Genomic DNA, 14,694 nt, shown 5'->3' with positions numbered 1-14,694 from the left:
CGAAGACGGCGGGATCGCTGATCCTGCCGTCTTGCCGGCTGGTGAAATCAGGCCGCCAGGGCCATCGCGTGTTTGCTGCCGACCTTGTTGCCCGCGGCCACCGAGCATTCGATGTCGCCGGAGAGTTGGCCGCCTTCCTCGATCACCACCTTGCCGTAACGGATGCGCCCGGTCACCTTGCCGGTGGAGTAGATCACCAGCTTGTTGCGCACGGTCAGGTTGCCGTCGAACACACCGCGAATTTCCGCGATGTCGATCTCGGCCGAACCCTTGAATTCACCCTGCTCGGCAATCTGGATCACGCGCGAGTCCATGGTGGCCTCCACCATGCCTTCGACCACCAGCGTGTCGCAATCGGTGATCTCGACGCCTTTGAGCTTGATGTTCGGGCCCACGGTGAGCTTGCTGCCGCCTTCGGGAGGTGCGCCGGCCGACTTGGTACTGGGCGTCAGGTCCACGTCGGGCGTGATCTGTGTTGCTTGTGATGCAGGGGCGGGTTGGGGCTGAGCGGCGGAACCGCCGGTGGCTTGTCCGTAGCGCGGTGTGGCCATGCCGGTGTTCAAGGTTTTGGGTTGATCGATGTCGCGTTTGCCAAAGTGCAGTGCCATGCCAGCTCCTTCAAAAAGTGAAGCAGCCATGCTAAGTGCGGTGCGGCTTACATTCGGGTCGGTTCGGTAAGAGGGGTAACGAGATGAACCGTACACGCTGTTTCATTTCTCCGATGAAGAGGGCTTGCGCAATTCCATTTCGCGGATCAGGGCGCGTGCCTCATCGCCTTCGGGAATCGGTTTGCCGCTGTCGCGCCACCGCACCGCGTCCTTGAAACCGGCCTCCTGCGCATGGCGACGAAACCACACGCCCTCGGGGTTGTGGCGCGTGATGCCGTCGAACACCGTGGCCATCATCTGCGTCTGCTCCAGGCCCATGGTGAGCATGACCTGATTGACCACCATCTTGTGCATGGCCAGGTGTGAGCGCGGTACTCCGGCGATGCGTTCGGCCAACGCCATCGTGACCGCTTCCAGTCGATGCTCGGGCACGGCTTCGTTGGCCAGACCCCAGGCGGCTGCGGTGCGGCCGTCGATCACATTGCCGGTGAACATCATTTCCTTGGCGCGCAGGGCGCCCAGCCGGTAGGTCCACATGGCGGTGGTGGGGCATCCCCACACGCGGGTGGGCATGTAGCCGATGCGCGCGTCATCGGCCATCACCAGCAGATCACAACACAGTGCGATGTCGCTGCCGCCGGCCACCGCTGCCCCGTGCACCTTGGCGATGGTCGGCTTGGGGCTGCGCCACAGGCTCATGAAGTCTTCGGTGTTGCGCTTCATGTAGGCGTAGTCGACCATCGGGTCCCAGGGCGCGCGCTCCTGCTGGCAGGGGTGGTCGATCTCGCCTTCGCCGAACAACGAGAGGTCGTAGCCGCCGCAGAAGCCCTTGCCGGCACCTTCCACCACGATCACGTGCACTTCGTCGTCGGCATTGGCCCAGTCGACCGCGGCGCGGATCTCGCGCGGCATCTCCTCGTTGATGGCGTTGAGCCGCTCGGGGCGGTTCAGCAGCAGGCGGGCGATGCGCGGCTGAGCGCTGTCCTTTTCGATGCGCAGGGTGGTGAAAGCGGGCATGGGTGTCTCCTGGTGTTTTTTCATGATAGGCAGCGGGTGGGTGCGCGGCAGTTGCGTTGGCGACAGTGGATCTGTGCCTTTGCATATGGTTGCGCACGCAACGGAAACTGGATAAAGTTGCGCACGCAACCATATTGACAACATGAATAAACCCCTACCTCCATCCATTCCCGTGCTGATCGTTGGCGGTGGCCCCGTCGGTCTCACCCTATCTGCCTTGTTGTCGGCCCAGGGCATTGCCAACCTCGTGATCGAGGATGACGAGGGCTACTGCAGCGGTAGTCGCGCCATCTGCATGTCGCGCCGCTCGCAGGAGATTCTGGGTTGGGTGGGGGCCGACAAGGCGCTGGTCGCCAAGGGCTTGAGCTGGGTGGGTGGGCGCAGCTACTGGCGCCGCAACGAGGTGCTGCATTTCCAGATGCCGAGCGAGCCCACGCAGCGCTTCGCACCCATGGTGAACATCCAGCAGTTCTACGTGGAAGAGTTCGCGCACCGTGCGGCACAGGCCACCGTTGAACCGGCGCAGGTGCAATGGGCCAGCCGCGTGACCGGCGTGAGGCCCCATGCCGACGGGGTTGAAGTGGTGGTGAGCACGTCCGACGGGATGCACACTGTGCGCGCGGACTGGCTTGTGGCCTGCGATGGTGGCCGCAGCACGGTGCGTGAGCAGCTCGGCTTGCAGCTCGAAGGCACGCAGTACGACGGCAAGTACGTGATTGTCGACGTGGTGCAGAAGACCCGGCGCGCGGTGGAGCGCCTGGCCTGGTTCGACCCACCGTCCAACCCAGGCTCCACCATCCTCATGCACCGCCAGCCCGACGACGTCTGGCGCATCGACTACCAGATCCGCGACGACGAAGACCCGCTGGAGGCGGTGAAGCCCGAGAACGTGTTGCCGCGCGTGCAGAGCCACCTGAACATGATCGGCGAGACCGAGCCCTGGGAGCCGCTGTGGATCTCGATCTACAACGCCAAGTGCCTCACCTTGCCCAGCTACCGGCATGGACGTGTGATGTTCGCGGGCGACGCGGCGCACCTGGTGCCCATCTTTGGCGTGCGCGGCCTCAATTCGGGGCTGGACGACGCGGGCAACCTGGCCTGGAAGCTGGCCCGGGTGGTGCGCGGCCAGTCGCCCGACGGCTTGCTGGATTCGTACTCCACCGAGCGCGTGCACGCCACACGAGAGAACATCGCCTTCGGGGCCAAGAGCACCGAGTTCATGGCGCCCCCCAACTTTGCCTACCAGCTCATGAGGGAAGCCACGCTGCGGCTGGCCGAGGGCGATGCGCAGGTGCGCTCGCTCATCAACCCGCGCCAGTCCACACCCATCACCTATGTGGGCTCGCCCTTGAATGCCGACGCCACCGAGGGTTGGAGCCACGACATGGCCGCCCCGGGTGCCCCGGCACCTGAAGCCTTGCTGCAGGACGGGCAGGGTGCCTTTCACCTCAGCAGCCGTTTCGGGCGGGACTTCCTCGTGCTCGCGTTGGGCCCGGTGCATCAGCAGGAGCCGACCTTGCCAGGCCTGGAATTGCTGAGCATCGATCCCGCCATGGATGTCCACGGGCAGGCCTGGCAGCGTTACGGTCTGCCGGCGGCCAGCGATCAGGCCCTGGTGCTGGTGCGGCCGGACGGCTACGTGATGGGCCGATGGCACGGACACGACCCGGCACCCGTATTCCAAGCCCTCGCCACCACCGGAGTGCTTTCATGACCGACGCCGATCTCGACCGCAGCTACAGCGCCCTGTGCGAGGCTCTCACCCGCGTGGGCGAAGACAGGGCACCGCTGTTCCTCTCCATGTTGTGCCTCTCGCTGATCAGCCGCCTGCAGCGGGCCGACGAGGTGCTGCCCCTGATGGCCCATGCCGAGCGCCAGTGCGCAGAGGGAGCCGGCGATGGCCGCTGAAACCACCCCGCCCGCACTGCAGGATTTCCTTACCTACCGCCTGCACCGGCTCGCCAAACTCACCGACCGCCAGAGCAGCGACGCCTACGCCAACACCTTCGGTTTGGGCGTGGGCGAGGCGCGGTGTCTGGCCGCCATTGGTCAGTTCGCACCGCTGTCGGTGAAGGACCTCGCTGCCCGGGCCAACCTGGACAAAGGGCAGGCCAGCCGTGCCGCGCAGATGCTGGTGGACCGCGCTCTGGTGTTGAAGTCGACCAGCGAAACCGATGCGCGCGGCGTGGTGCTCACGCTAACGCGCACCGGCCGGCCGTTGTGGAAGAAGGTGATGCGGCTGATTGAGCAGCGCAACACCGACATCTTCGGCTGCCTCTCCAGCGCCGAGCGGCGCCAGCTAGAAGCCCTGTTTGACCGCCTGATTGCCCACGCGCACGACCGGCTGGAGGCCAGTAGCCCTGCGATCCCCTGAAATCAGGGGCAACCCGTAAAATCGAGGGTTTTCCACCCACCCGCGCTCCGGGTCCGTGTCACCCCATGAACGCTCCCGTCGACGTCTCCTTTTTTGCTCGCGCCGCCAAGCCGATCACCAGCTACCGCCCGTATTGGGCCAAGCGGTTCGGCGTGGCGCCGTTGCTGCCGATGAGCCGCGCCGAGATGGAGCGGCTCGGCTGGGACAGCTGCGACATCATCCTGGTGACCGGTGACGCCTATGTGGACCATCCCAGCTTCGGCATGGCGGTGGTCGGGCGTGTGCTGGAGGCGCAGGGCTTTCGCGTGGGCATCATCGCCCAGCCCGACTGGCAGAGCGCCGAGGCCTTCAAGGCCCTGGGCAAACCCAACCTGTTCTGGGGCGTGACCGCCGGGAACATGGATTCGATGATCAACCGCTACACGGCGGACCGCAAGATCCGCAGCGACGACGCCTACACGCCGGGCGACGTGGGTGGCAAACGGCCCGACCGCGCGGCCATCGTCTACAGCCAGCGCTGCCGGGAAGCCTTCAAGGACGTGCCCATCGTGCTCGGCGGCATCGAAGGCAGCCTGCGTCGCATCGCCCACTACGACTACTGGAGCGACAAGGTGCGCCGCTCGATCGTGGTGGACAGCAAGTGCGACCTCCTGCTCTACGGCAATGCCGAGCGCGCGCTGGTCGAGGTGGCGCACCGCATTGCGGCGCGTGAGCCGATCGAACACATCACCGATGTGCGCGGCACCGCCTTCGTGCGCCGCCCGCACGATCCCACGGCCGAGGGCTGGATCGAGATCGACTCCACCGAGGTCGACATGCCGGGGCGGGTGGAGGATCACATCAACCCGTATCTGACGACCAGCGAGCAGGCGCAGGCGCAGGGGGCGACGTGTTCGAAAGAGGAGGTCAATACAGCGCCCGGGACGGCCAACCCCGCCATCCAGCCGCTGACGTTCCTGCCCAACCCGGCCCTGCAAAGCAAACGCAAGCCACCGGCGCGCGACCGCTCGGTGATCCGCCTGCCCAGCTACGAGCAGGTGAAAAGCGACGCCGTGCTCTACGCCCACGCCAACCGCGTGCTGCACCTGGAAACCAACCCCGGCAATGCCCGCGCGCTGGTGCAGGCGCATGGCGAAGGCGCGACCTCGCGCGATGTGTGGATCAACCCGCCGCCGATTCCGCTGACCACGGCCGAGATGGATTTCGTGTTCGACCTGCCGTACGCGCGCAGCCCGCACCCCGTCTACGCCGACGAACACGGCAAGCACGATGGCGCGACCAAGATCCCGGCCTGGGAAATGATCCGCTTCAGCGTGAACATCATGCGCGGCTGCTTCGGCGGCTGCACCTTCTGCTCGATCACCGAGCACGAGGGCCGCATCATCCAGAGCCGCTCGGAAGAGTCGATCATCAAAGAAGTGGAGGACATCCGCGACAAGGTGGAAGGCTTCACCGGCGTGGTGTCCGACCTCGGTGGCCCCACGGCCAACATGTACCGCCTGGGCTGCAAGACACCCGAGATCGAGGCCGCGTGCCGCAAGCCCAGCTGCGTCTACCCCGGCATCTGCTCCAACCTCACCACCGACCACGGCCCGCTGATCAAGATCTACAAGCGGGCGCGCGAATTGCGCGGCATCAAGAAGGTGCTGATCGGCTCCGGCCTGCGCTACGACCTTGCCGTCAAAAGCCCGGAGTACGTGAAGGAACTGGTGCAGCACCACGTGGGCGGCTACCTCAAGATCGCGCCAGAGCACACCGAGGGCGGTCCGCTGTCCAAGATGATGAAGCCCGGCATCGGCAGCTACGACAAGTTCAAGCAGCTGTTCGAGAAGTTCAGCGAAGAGGCTGGCAAGAAGCAGTACCTCATCCCGTACTTCATCGCCGCGCACCCGGGCACCAGCGACGAAGACATGATGAACCTCGCGGTGTGGCTGAAGAAGAATGGTTTCCGCGCCGACCAGGTGCAGACCTTCTACCCCAGCCCCATGGCCACGGCCACGGCGATGTACCACACCAACCTGAACCCGCTCAAAGGCATCAGTCGCGACGCGCAGCGCGCCGAGCGGGTGGACATCGTGCGCGGCGACAAACGCCGCCGCCTGCACAAGGCCTTCTTGCGCTACCACGATTCGAACAACTGGCCGCTGCTGCGCGAGGCGCTGAAAACCATGGGCCGCGCAGATTTGATCGGCAACGGCAAGCACCACCTGATCCCCACCTTCCAGCCCATGACGGATGGCAGTTACCAGAGCGCGCGCCGCAAGAACAGCACGCCGGTGGGCAAGGCAGCGCAACCCGTTGCGGGCCGCCTGCTCACGCAGCACACCGGCCTTCCGCCGCGGGTGACCGGTGCGGGGCCCGTCAAGCGCAAGCCACGCTGACCAGAGCTCCCGCGGAACCGGCTCTGCCGGGCCGCAGGGTGCGCCCCCTTGAGGGGGTGACGCCGAAGGCGGCGCGGGGGTGTTTCATCGTATGGCTGGCCAGGCGATCCAACCCAACAATGCAATGGTGTTGACCGCGACCGTCGTCCAGTAGTACAGCCGGAACGGCTGCTTGCTCGTCTTGTGGCGCAGGATCTGCTGAGCAAACCAGGCACCCGGCCAGCCGCCCAGCAGCGCCAGCGCGTGCAACTGGTCTTCGGGCGTGCGCTGAGTTTCGTTGACGGCGGCGTCCTTGTCGCGCCAGTACATGTAGAAGGTGCCCAGGTTGATCAGCACCACCGCCGTGAGAATCACCCACGGGAAACGGCCCAGGCCGATACCCACCAGCCAGAGCAGTACCCAGAAGACGATCAGCCCGAGGCCGATCCACAGGGGCAGGTCTTCGCGGCGCTTCTCGCGCGCCGATGGAGATCGTCTGGCGGGCGCGGCGCGGGGCAACAACTCGGCCTCGGGCGGCACGACCGCCTTGGGTGTCTCGAACGGCGCCTTCACCTCGTTGCGCAGCGGCTCCACCGACAGCGCGCGCGGCCCCTTGCCCCCCACATGGATTTCCTGGAACGTGACCGGCAGGCCCTCGCTGGGCGGCTGGTGGCCGCTGAAGTCCCGCATGTGAAAAAAGATGTCGGCGACGGTCTGTTCGCTGCGGATGAAGCCGAACGCCTTGGCTGGATCCCAGCGCACCACGGTTCCCTGTTTTCGCATGATGTTGATATGGGTCGATGGACGGAAATGGTGGCTTGCCAGCTTGTCCAGAATGGCGCAAAATGCGCCAAACAGGAGATGTTTCATGTCGGCCACCGGTTCTGCATTTTCCTCTGTCAAGTTGCCCGCCGGGCTGGTTCAGCAGGCGCGTGAGGCTGCGCAGCCACAGCGGCGCTCGGTCGCCGGGCAGATCGAGTACTGGGCCACGCTCGGGCGCATTGCCGAAGAAACCGGCCTCACGGTGCAGGAAGCTCGCGAGGCCATCGCCTGTTACGACGCAGCTGCGCGGCACGCGGTGCCGGCCGATCCGCTCGATGCCATCGAAGCCCGCTTTCTGGCCGCTGAATCCAGCGGCCGCCTGGCCCAGGCCGTGCGCCAAACCGTGCAGGACAACCGCAGCAAGGCACCCACCGTCCGCCGCGCTGCGTGACGCCACCGGTTTTGCCACCGGTTTTTTACCTGCTGGCCGGCCCCAACGGCGCCGGCAAATCCACCCTGTACCGCGCTGCAGTGACAGAAGGTCTGATCCCGGCCCAACTGGAATTCGTCAACGCCGACCTGTTTGAGGCGACCCACCTGGCGCAGGTGATCGAGCCGAAAGCGCGCTCCGAACAGGCCAGAGCCTGGGCGGACCAGCGCCGCGCCACGCTGCTGGCCGCAGGCCACTCGTTCGTGAGCGAAACCGTGTTTTCCCACCCCTCCAAACTGCAGCTCATGGGCACTGCCCGGGCCGCGGGGTTTCGCACCGTGCTGCTCGTGGTGTGTGTGGACGATGCGCAGCAACTGGTGCGCCGGGTGGCGCAGCGGGTGCGCGAAGGCGGCCACGCCGTGCCGCCCGACCGGATAGTGGCGCGCTACCCGCGCACCCTGGGGCATCTGAAGGAAGCCGTGCGCCTGGCCGACCTGGCCTTGCTCTACGACACCTCGGGCACCGCCATCCAGCCGCCACGGCTGGTGGCGCACTGTCGCCGAGGCTTGCCGCCGGTGGTGCCCGGTGTGTTGCCCGGGTGGGCGGCCGCCGTGCTGGCTGTTTGATCAGGTGGCCAGCGTGTGCAGCGGAATGTCTTTCGCCACCGACAACTGATCGAGCTGCTTGCGTGTCATGCCTTGGAGGAACGCGGCGATGGCCGCGTGGGTGGCGGGCTTGAACAGCGTGCGCATGTCGCTCACGGCCAGGCCGGCCGCTGTGCACAGGGCTGAGGCGAAATGCGGCTCCAGCGCGGCCACGGCCACGCGCCCGTCCTTGCAGGGATACACGCGGTAGCCCGCGTGCGCACCGCCCACCGCGCCGGTGGGTTGCGTCAGGCCCCAGGCGCGGGGCAGGGCGAGCCAGGCGGCGGCATCCGACAAGGCCACCTCCTGAAACACGCCCTTGCCGGTGGATTTCTGCACCATCACAGCCTTGAGTGCCGCTTCACTGGCCATGAGGGCGCCGCCCATGTCGGCAAACAGGGTGGCGGGCAACTCCAGGCCTGGCACCAGGCCGGCATCGGCCAGGTAGGTGAGGTCGTGGCCCGGTTCTTCGGCGCGCTCGCCCGGCGCGCCCACGATGGCGACCACGCTGAGCGCCGGGTACTGCTTGTGCAGCGCCTTCCAGCCCAGGTTGAGTTTGAGCAGCGCGGAGGGGCGGAACGAGGTGAGCAGCAGGTCGGTGCGCGCCAGGGCCTTGTGCAGCGTGGCCTGGCCTCTCTCAACCTTGAGGTCGATGGTGATGGTCTTGATGCCGTCGTGCAGCGTGGCGTAAGCCTTGGGGTTGTACTGGCCCATGGGGTCGCCACTCGATGCGCTTTTGGGCGCCGGGGGCTCGGCCTTGAGGCAGGTGGCGCCCATGGCTTTCAAGCGCATCAGCGCGGCCGGCCCTGGCAGGTTGAGCGCGAGGCTGAGCACGCGCAGGCCGCGCAGGGGTTTGAGGGCGGGGGCAGGGCGGAGGGTGGCGGTCATGGGCGCATCGGGTGGGTGAGGTCGCTGCACTGTACTGCCGCGTTGGCCGCCTGAAACGCAAACGGGCGACAGCGTCGCCCGTTCGATGGCGCCGGCAAGCCTTCAGCGGCGCCCGAAGTCCAGCGGCAGGCCGACGTAGTTCTCGGCCAGCGAGCGCGACAAGGCCTCTGAATTCACCAGGTAGTCGAGCTCGGCCTCCTGCACCTTCTGGCCGAAGCCCGCGGTGTCGGGGAACTGGTGCATGAGCGAGGTGAGCCACCAACTGAAGCGCTCGGCGCGCCACACGCGGGCCAGGGCCTGCTGCGAGTAGTTGTCGATGCCGGCGTTGCTCTTGTCGAGGTAGTGGTCGATGAAAGCGCTGGAGAGGTACTTCACGTCGCTGGCCGCCAGGTTCAGGCCCTTGGCGCCGGTGGGCGGCACGATGTGCGCCGCGTCGCCCGCGAGGAACAAACGCCCGAAGCGCATGGGTTCGGCCACGAAGCTGCGCAGCGGCGCAATGCTCTTCTCGATGCTCGGGCCGGTGACCATGCGCTCGGCCATCTCGGGGTCCAGGCGCCGGCGCAGTTCGTCCCAGAAGCGGTCGTCGCTCCAGGCTTCGACCTTGTCGTCGATGGGGCACTGCACGTAGTAGCGGCTGCGCGTGAGGCTGCGCATGGAACACAGGCCGAAACCGCGCTCGCTGTTGGCGTAGACGATGGCGTGGGTGGACACCGGCGGCACATCGGCCAGCACCCCGAGCCAGCCGAACGGGTAGACCTTCTCGTACTCGGTGATGGCGCTCTTGGGCACGCTGGCGCGGCACACGCCGTGAAAGCCGTCGCAGCCGGCGATGAAGTCGCAGGTCACCTCATGCGTCTGCCCATCCTTCTCGTAGCGCACCACCGGGTGGTCGGTGTCGTAGTCGTTCACCGTCACGTTGGCTGCGCTGTACACCGTGGGCAGACCGGCGGCGCGGCGCGCGTCCATCAGGTCGCGGGTCACCTCGGTCTGGCCGTAGGCCGTGACCACCTTGCCGCCAGTGAGTCCGTGCACGTCAATCGCGTGGCGGTTGCCGGCAAACACCAGCTCGATGCTGTGGTGCACCGTGCCTTCGGCCTTCACGCGCTCGCCCACGCCCGCCTCGGCCAGCAGGTCCACCGTGATCTGCTCCAGGATGCCAGCGCGGATGCGGCCCAGCACATAGTCGCCGCTCTGGCGCTCGATGATGATGTTGTCGATGCCGGCCTTGTACAACAACTGGCCGAGCAGCAGGCCCGACGGGCCGGCGCCGATGATGGCGACTTGGGTTCGCATGTCTTGTCTCCTGGTGGGAATCACCAAGCGTAGAAACCTGGGACGTACAACACAATCGTTCGTGATCGAGCTTGCGCGATGATCGGACAGCTTGTGCGATCACCGCGCAATATGGGGCGCTCGGCGCATAATCCGGCCATGAACGCACCCGAGCACCCTATCGCCAAGGCGGATTTCATCGAAGGCATGGCCAAGGGCATGGCGGTGCTGGAGAGCTTTGACACCCAGCGCCAGCGGCTCAACGCCACGCAGGCGGCCGAACGCGCCGGCCTCACACGCGCGGCGGCCCGGCGCCATCTGCTCACGCTGGCGCACCTGGGGTATCTGGACACCGACGGCAGCCACTACTGGCTCTCGGCCAAGGTGCTGCGGTTCTCAGGAAGCTACCTGGCCTCGGCGCGCCTGCCGCGCTTGCTGCAGCCCACGCTGAACCGACTCGCGGCCCTGACCCGCGACTCTTTCTCGGCGGCCGTGCTCGATGGAGACGAGGTGGTGATCGTTGCGCGCAACGTGTCGATTGGCGGGCAACGGCTCATGGCCTATGGGTTGCACCTCGGTGCGCGGCTACCCGCGCACGCCACGTCCACCGGCCGGGTACTGCTCGCGGCCATGCCAAGAGCCGAATTCACCACCTGGCTCAAAGGACGTGAACTGCCCCGGTTGACGCCACACACCGCGGTGGACCACAAGGCGTTCAAGGCCGTCATTGCACAGGTGCGCAGCCAGGACGTGTCGATTGCGCGCGAGGAGCACGAGCTGGGTGTGTTTGCGCTGGCGGTGCCGCTGCGCAACATGCAGGGCAAGGCGGTGGCCGCTTTGAACGTGGTGTCGTCCGCCGAGCGCATGGATTCACCACAGTTCCAGCGGGACATGCTGCCGCTGCTGCAGGATGCCGCGCGCGAGCTGCGGCCTCTGCTCTGACTGGGCTCAGACGCCCAGGTGCTGCTCCAGCAGGCCGGGCTGAGAGAGCAGTTCCTCGGAACTCCCCTCGAACACCACTTCACCCTTCACAAGAATCACGTTGCGGTCGGTGATCTGGGTGACGTGTTTCCAGTTCTTGTCCACGATGATGCTGCTGATGCCGCTCTCGCGAATCAATCCGCAGATGCGCCAGATCTCGCGTGCGATCAGGGGCGCCAGGCCTTCGGTGGCTTCATCGAGGATGAGCAGGTCGGGGTTGGTCATGAGCGCACGGCCGATGGTGAGCATCTGCTGCTCGCCGCCGCTGAGCTGCTGCCCGCCGTGGTTCAGGCGTTCGGCCAGGCGGGGGAAGGTTTCCAGCACGCGGTCGTAGGTCCAGTCGCGCTGGCCCTGCGTGCCGGCGCGGGCCGACATCACCAGGTTTTCCCTCACGCTCAGGTTGCCGAAGATGCCGCGGCCTTCGGGCACGTAGGCCAGGCCCAGGCGCGCAATCTCGAAGGTGGGTGCACCGGTCATGTCACGCCCCTTCACGTGCACCTTGCCGCCGCTCGGTTTGACGATGCCCATGATGGATTTGAGCAGCGTGGACTTGCCCATGCCGTTGCGACCCATCAGGCCAATGGTCTGGCCCTGGCCCACGGTGAAGTCGATGCCGCGCAGGATGTGGCTGGCGCCGTAGTGGGTGTTGAGGCCCCTGGCTTCAATCAAGGCGCTCATCAATGCTCCTCACCCAGGTAGGCCGCTTGTACCGAAGCATCCGCCCGCACCTCGGGCGGTGTCCCGCTGGCGATCACCTGGCCGTTCACCATGACGGTGAGCTGGTCGGCCAGCGTGAAGACGGCGTCCATGTCGTGTTCCACCAGCATCATGGCGTGGTCTTTCTTCAAACGCAGCAACAGCGCCACCATGCTCTCGGCCTCGGCCTGGCCCATGCCGGCCAGGGGTTCGTCGAGCAGCAACACGGTGGGTTCGGTGGCCAGGGTCATGGCGATCTCCAACTGGCGCTGTTCGCCGTGGCTGGTGGTGCCGGCCACCACGTTGGCGCGCGCGGTCAGCCCCGCGAGTTCCAGCGCACGTTCACAGCGCTGGTTCACGGCACCCATGGCGCTGGCCGAGGACACCCAGCGCAGCGGGTTCCAGGGCGCGTGCCGCTCGCGCGATTGGGCCGCGAGGCGCACGTTGTCCCACACAGTGAAGGGCAGGAAGATGTTGGTCTTCTGGTAGCTGCGGCCCAGGCCCAGGCGCGAGATCTTTTCGGGGCTCTTGCCGGCGGTCTCGACACCATTGAGCGTGATGCGACCCGAGGTGGGCGGCAGGTCGCCCGAGAGCAGGTTGGTCAGCGTGGACTTGCCCGCGCCGTTGGGGCCGATCACGGCGTGGATGCGTCCACGGTGCAGGTCCACGGACACGTCGTTGACGGCGGCCAGACCCCCGAAGCGTTTGGTAAGGTTGCGCGCGGTGAGCAGGAGTTCACTCATGGCGTGGTCCGTTTCTTGGTGAACCGCTCCACCAGCCCGAGCAGGCCACGCGGCGCGAACACCACCACCAGCACGATGAACGTGCCCATGAGCAATTGCCAGTGTTTGGTGAGGTCCTTGAAGAAGTGCATCACGTACTCGAACGCGAAGGCGCCCACGATGGCCCCGGCGAAGTTGCCCATGCCCCCGAGGATGACCATCATGATGGCGTGCGCGCTCATGTGAAAACCCATGAGTTCGGGGTTCACGTAGCCGGTCTGCGCGGCCCACAGAAAGCCCGCCACGCCGGCGAGTGCACCGGCCAGCGTGAAGGCCGCGAGCTTGTAGCCGAAGGTGCCATAGCCCACGGCGCGCATGCGGTGTTCGTTCACGCGGATGCCGGCGAGCACGCGGCCAAACGGCGAGAACAGCAGGCGGCGCAGGAAGGCATAGACCAGCACCAGCAGCAGCAGCGTGAAGTAATAGAAGGTGGTCTTGTTTTCCAGGTCGATGCCGGTCCAGCCGAACAGCGACGCCGTGGGCCGGAAGTTCACGTACACGCCGTCCGATCCACCGAGCATCTTGTTGTCGAAGAACAGGAAGAACACCATCTGCGCGAACGCCATGGTGACCATGATGAAGTAGATGCCGTGGGTGCGCACCACGAAGAAGCCGATGATGAGCGCGGCCAGGCCCGCGCCCAGTGCCGAGGCGGGCAGGGACCACCACAGGCTGATGGGGGTGTCGGCTGGCGTGAGGAAAGCCAGCGCGTAGCCCGCCAGGCCAAAGTAGGCTGCGTGGCCGAGCGACACCAGGCCGCTCACGCCCTGCAGCAGATCCAGGCTCATGGCGAAGATCGCCAGGATCATCATTTGAGAGAGCATCTGCAGGTAGAACTCGCCACCGGTCAACGGGATGAGTGGAAACGCGGCGAGCGCGATGGCGCCCAGCACCAGAATGGCCTGGATGCTGCGCGGCAGCTTCTCGAGTTGGGCTTTGGGGGAACTCATTGTTTGAAGAGCCCTTCGGGCTTGTAAAGGAGCACACCAGCCATGAGCATGTACACGGCCATGCCCGCGATCTGAGGCACCAGCACCTTGCCGAACGTGTCCACCAAGCCCACGAGCAGGGCCGCGACGAGCGCGCCCCGCACCGACCCGATGCCACCAATGACGACCACCACGAAACACATGATCAGCACCGAGCTGCCCATGCCCGGGTAGACGCTGGCGATGGGCGAGGCGATCATGCCGGCGATGGCGGCCAGCGCCACGCCCAGGGCAAACACCACGCCGTGGATGAGGCGGATGTTGATGCCCAGCGACTCGGTCATCTCGCGGTTGAACGCACCGGCGCGGATCTTCATGCCCAGGCGGGTCTTGGAAATCAGCAGGTACAGACCCAGGGCGAGCGCAATGCACACGCCCGACATCACCAGCCGGTACACCGGGTACGAGAGGTTCTCGGTCAGCGGGATCGACCAGTTCAACACCTCGGGCACCTGCACTGCGTGTACGTCGTCGCCCCAGAGGATGGAGCGCACCTCTTCAAAGATGTAGATCAGGCCGAAGGTCAGCAGCACCTGGTCAAGGTGGTCACGGTGGTAGAAGTGCCGGAACAGCGACCACTCCAGCAGCCAGCCCAGCGCCACGGCGATCACCGTGCCCAGCACGATGGCCAGCACCAGGCTGTCGAGTTGCCCCACCAGGAACCACGCCAGATACGCGCCCAGCATGTAGAAGCTGCCGTGGGCCAGATTGACCACACCCATGATCCCGAAGATCAGCGTGAGGCCCGCGGCCAGCATGAACAGCAACAGGCCGTATTGCAGGCTGTTGAGCAGCTGGATGAGGAAGTTGGCGAAATCCATGGGAAAGCAGGTGGGTGGTGGGATCTTGAAAGCGTGCAAAAAACAGGCCAGCGCCCGTGAGGCGCCGGCC

Annotated in this window: 16 protein-coding genes; 7 read left to right on the top strand and 9 right to left on the bottom strand. The window is 66.0% G+C overall.

From position 1 onward, the window contains the following. Positions 1 to 47 precede the first annotated feature (47 nt). Both ASE11_RS23340 and ASE11_RS23335 read right to left on the bottom strand, forming a co-directional pair. Positions 48 to 608, bottom strand: coding sequence for a bactofilin family protein (locus ASE11_RS23340; RefSeq protein ID WP_056277615.1), 561 nt, complete (start codon positions 606 to 608; stop codon positions 48 to 50). Between the two features lie 102 nt (positions 609 to 710). After that, a complete protein-coding gene (locus ASE11_RS23335) occupies positions 711 to 1,649 on the bottom strand; it encodes a crotonase/enoyl-CoA hydratase family protein (protein ID WP_268766329.1) in 939 nt (312 codons plus the stop codon). A 118-nt stretch (positions 1,650 to 1,767) separates the two neighbouring features. On the opposite strand from ASE11_RS23335, the gene ASE11_RS23330 reads away from it, so the two are divergent. From ASE11_RS23330 to ASE11_RS23315, 4 genes are all read left to right on the top strand, one after another. After that, positions 1,768 to 3,339 carry an FAD-dependent monooxygenase gene (locus ASE11_RS23330; RefSeq protein ID WP_056277609.1) on the top strand — a complete coding sequence of 524 codons (1,572 nt, stop codon included), beginning with the start codon at positions 1,768 to 1,770 and terminating at the stop codon, positions 3,337 to 3,339. Next, entirely contained in the window at positions 3,336 to 3,533 is a 198-nt protein-coding gene (locus tag ASE11_RS23325) for a hypothetical protein (protein ID WP_056277606.1), read from the top strand. Before ASE11_RS23330 ends, ASE11_RS23325 begins: the two co-directional genes overlap by 4 nt. Further along, positions 3,523 to 3,999 carry a MarR family winged helix-turn-helix transcriptional regulator gene (locus tag ASE11_RS23320; RefSeq protein ID WP_056277603.1) on the top strand — a complete coding sequence of 159 codons (477 nt, stop codon included), beginning with the start codon at positions 3,523 to 3,525 and terminating at the stop codon, positions 3,997 to 3,999. Before ASE11_RS23325 ends, ASE11_RS23320 begins: the two co-directional genes overlap by 11 nt. Positions 4,000 to 4,064: 65 nt before the next feature. Then, positions 4,065 to 6,380: a YgiQ family radical SAM protein gene (locus ASE11_RS23315; RefSeq protein WP_056277599.1), complete on the top strand. Its 2,316-nt coding sequence runs from the start codon at positions 4,065 to 4,067 to the stop codon at positions 6,378 to 6,380. Positions 6,381 to 6,464: 84 nt separating this feature from the next. On the opposite strand, the gene ASE11_RS23310 is transcribed toward ASE11_RS23315, so the two are convergent. Continuing rightward, on the bottom strand, positions 6,465 to 7,229 hold the full coding sequence (locus ASE11_RS23310; RefSeq protein ID WP_235501435.1) for a cold shock and DUF1294 domain-containing protein: 765 nt from the start codon (positions 7,227 to 7,229) through the stop codon (positions 6,465 to 6,467). Here ASE11_RS23310 and ASE11_RS23305 point away from each other — a divergent pair. Together ASE11_RS23305 and ASE11_RS23300 are read left to right on the top strand one after the other, a co-directional pair. After that, positions 7,228 to 7,572 (top strand): TA system antitoxin ParD family protein, encoded by a 345-nt coding sequence (locus tag ASE11_RS23305; RefSeq protein WP_056277594.1) that lies wholly within the window; start codon positions 7,228 to 7,230, stop codon positions 7,570 to 7,572. The genes ASE11_RS23310 and ASE11_RS23305 overlap by 2 nt on opposite strands. Further along, positions 7,569 to 8,177: an AAA family ATPase gene (locus ASE11_RS23300; protein ID WP_235501434.1), complete on the top strand. Its 609-nt coding sequence runs from the start codon at positions 7,569 to 7,571 to the stop codon at positions 8,175 to 8,177. Before ASE11_RS23305 ends, ASE11_RS23300 begins: the two co-directional genes overlap by 4 nt. Here the strand turns inward: ASE11_RS23300 and ASE11_RS23295 are convergent, their stop codons facing one another. Together ASE11_RS23295 and pobA are read right to left on the bottom strand one after the other, a co-directional pair. Beyond that, entirely contained in the window at positions 8,178 to 9,083 is a 906-nt protein-coding gene (locus tag ASE11_RS23295) for a CoA transferase (protein WP_056277591.1), read from the bottom strand. Between the two features lie 102 nt (positions 9,084 to 9,185). Beyond that, positions 9,186 to 10,376 carry a 4-hydroxybenzoate 3-monooxygenase gene (pobA, locus tag ASE11_RS23290; protein WP_056277589.1) on the bottom strand — a complete coding sequence of 397 codons (1,191 nt, stop codon included), beginning with the start codon at positions 10,374 to 10,376 and terminating at the stop codon, positions 9,186 to 9,188. Positions 10,377 to 10,514: 138 nt separating this feature from the next. Between pobA and ASE11_RS23285 the strand changes: the two genes are divergently transcribed. Continuing rightward, positions 10,515 to 11,297, top strand: a complete 783-nt coding sequence (locus ASE11_RS23285; protein WP_056277586.1) for an IclR family transcriptional regulator domain-containing protein — start codon at positions 10,515 to 10,517, stop codon at positions 11,295 to 11,297. Positions 11,298 to 11,303: 6 nt separating this feature from the next. On the opposite strand, the gene ASE11_RS23280 is transcribed toward ASE11_RS23285, so the two are convergent. From ASE11_RS23280 to ASE11_RS23265, 4 genes are read right to left on the bottom strand one after another with little or no spacing between them, the layout of a single operon-like run. Next, entirely contained in the window at positions 11,304 to 12,014 is a 711-nt protein-coding gene (locus ASE11_RS23280) for an ABC transporter ATP-binding protein (protein ID WP_414842481.1), read from the bottom strand. Further along, positions 12,014 to 12,775 carry an ABC transporter ATP-binding protein gene (locus ASE11_RS23275; protein WP_056277580.1) on the bottom strand — a complete coding sequence of 254 codons (762 nt, stop codon included), beginning with the start codon at positions 12,773 to 12,775 and terminating at the stop codon, positions 12,014 to 12,016. Before ASE11_RS23275 ends, ASE11_RS23280 begins: the two co-directional genes overlap by 1 nt. After that, positions 12,772 to 13,764 (bottom strand): branched-chain amino acid ABC transporter permease, encoded by a 993-nt coding sequence (locus tag ASE11_RS23270; protein WP_056277577.1) that lies wholly within the window; start codon positions 13,762 to 13,764, stop codon positions 12,772 to 12,774. Before ASE11_RS23270 ends, ASE11_RS23275 begins: the two co-directional genes overlap by 4 nt. After that, the gene (locus ASE11_RS23265; protein ID WP_056277574.1) at positions 13,761 to 14,624 is read right to left on the bottom strand and encodes a branched-chain amino acid ABC transporter permease; all 864 of its coding nucleotides are present in this window, start codon (positions 14,622 to 14,624) and stop codon (positions 13,761 to 13,763) included. The genes ASE11_RS23270 and ASE11_RS23265 overlap by 4 nt, the downstream gene beginning before the upstream one ends. Between the last annotated feature and the right edge of the window lie 70 nt (positions 14,625 to 14,694).

This window comes from Hydrogenophaga sp. Root209 (genome assembly GCF_001428625.1).
Classification (GTDB): domain Bacteria; phylum Pseudomonadota; class Gammaproteobacteria; order Burkholderiales; family Burkholderiaceae_C; genus Hydrogenophaga.
The sequence above is the reverse complement of the archived record's forward strand: the minus strand, read 5'-3'. Positions and strand labels throughout refer to the sequence as shown.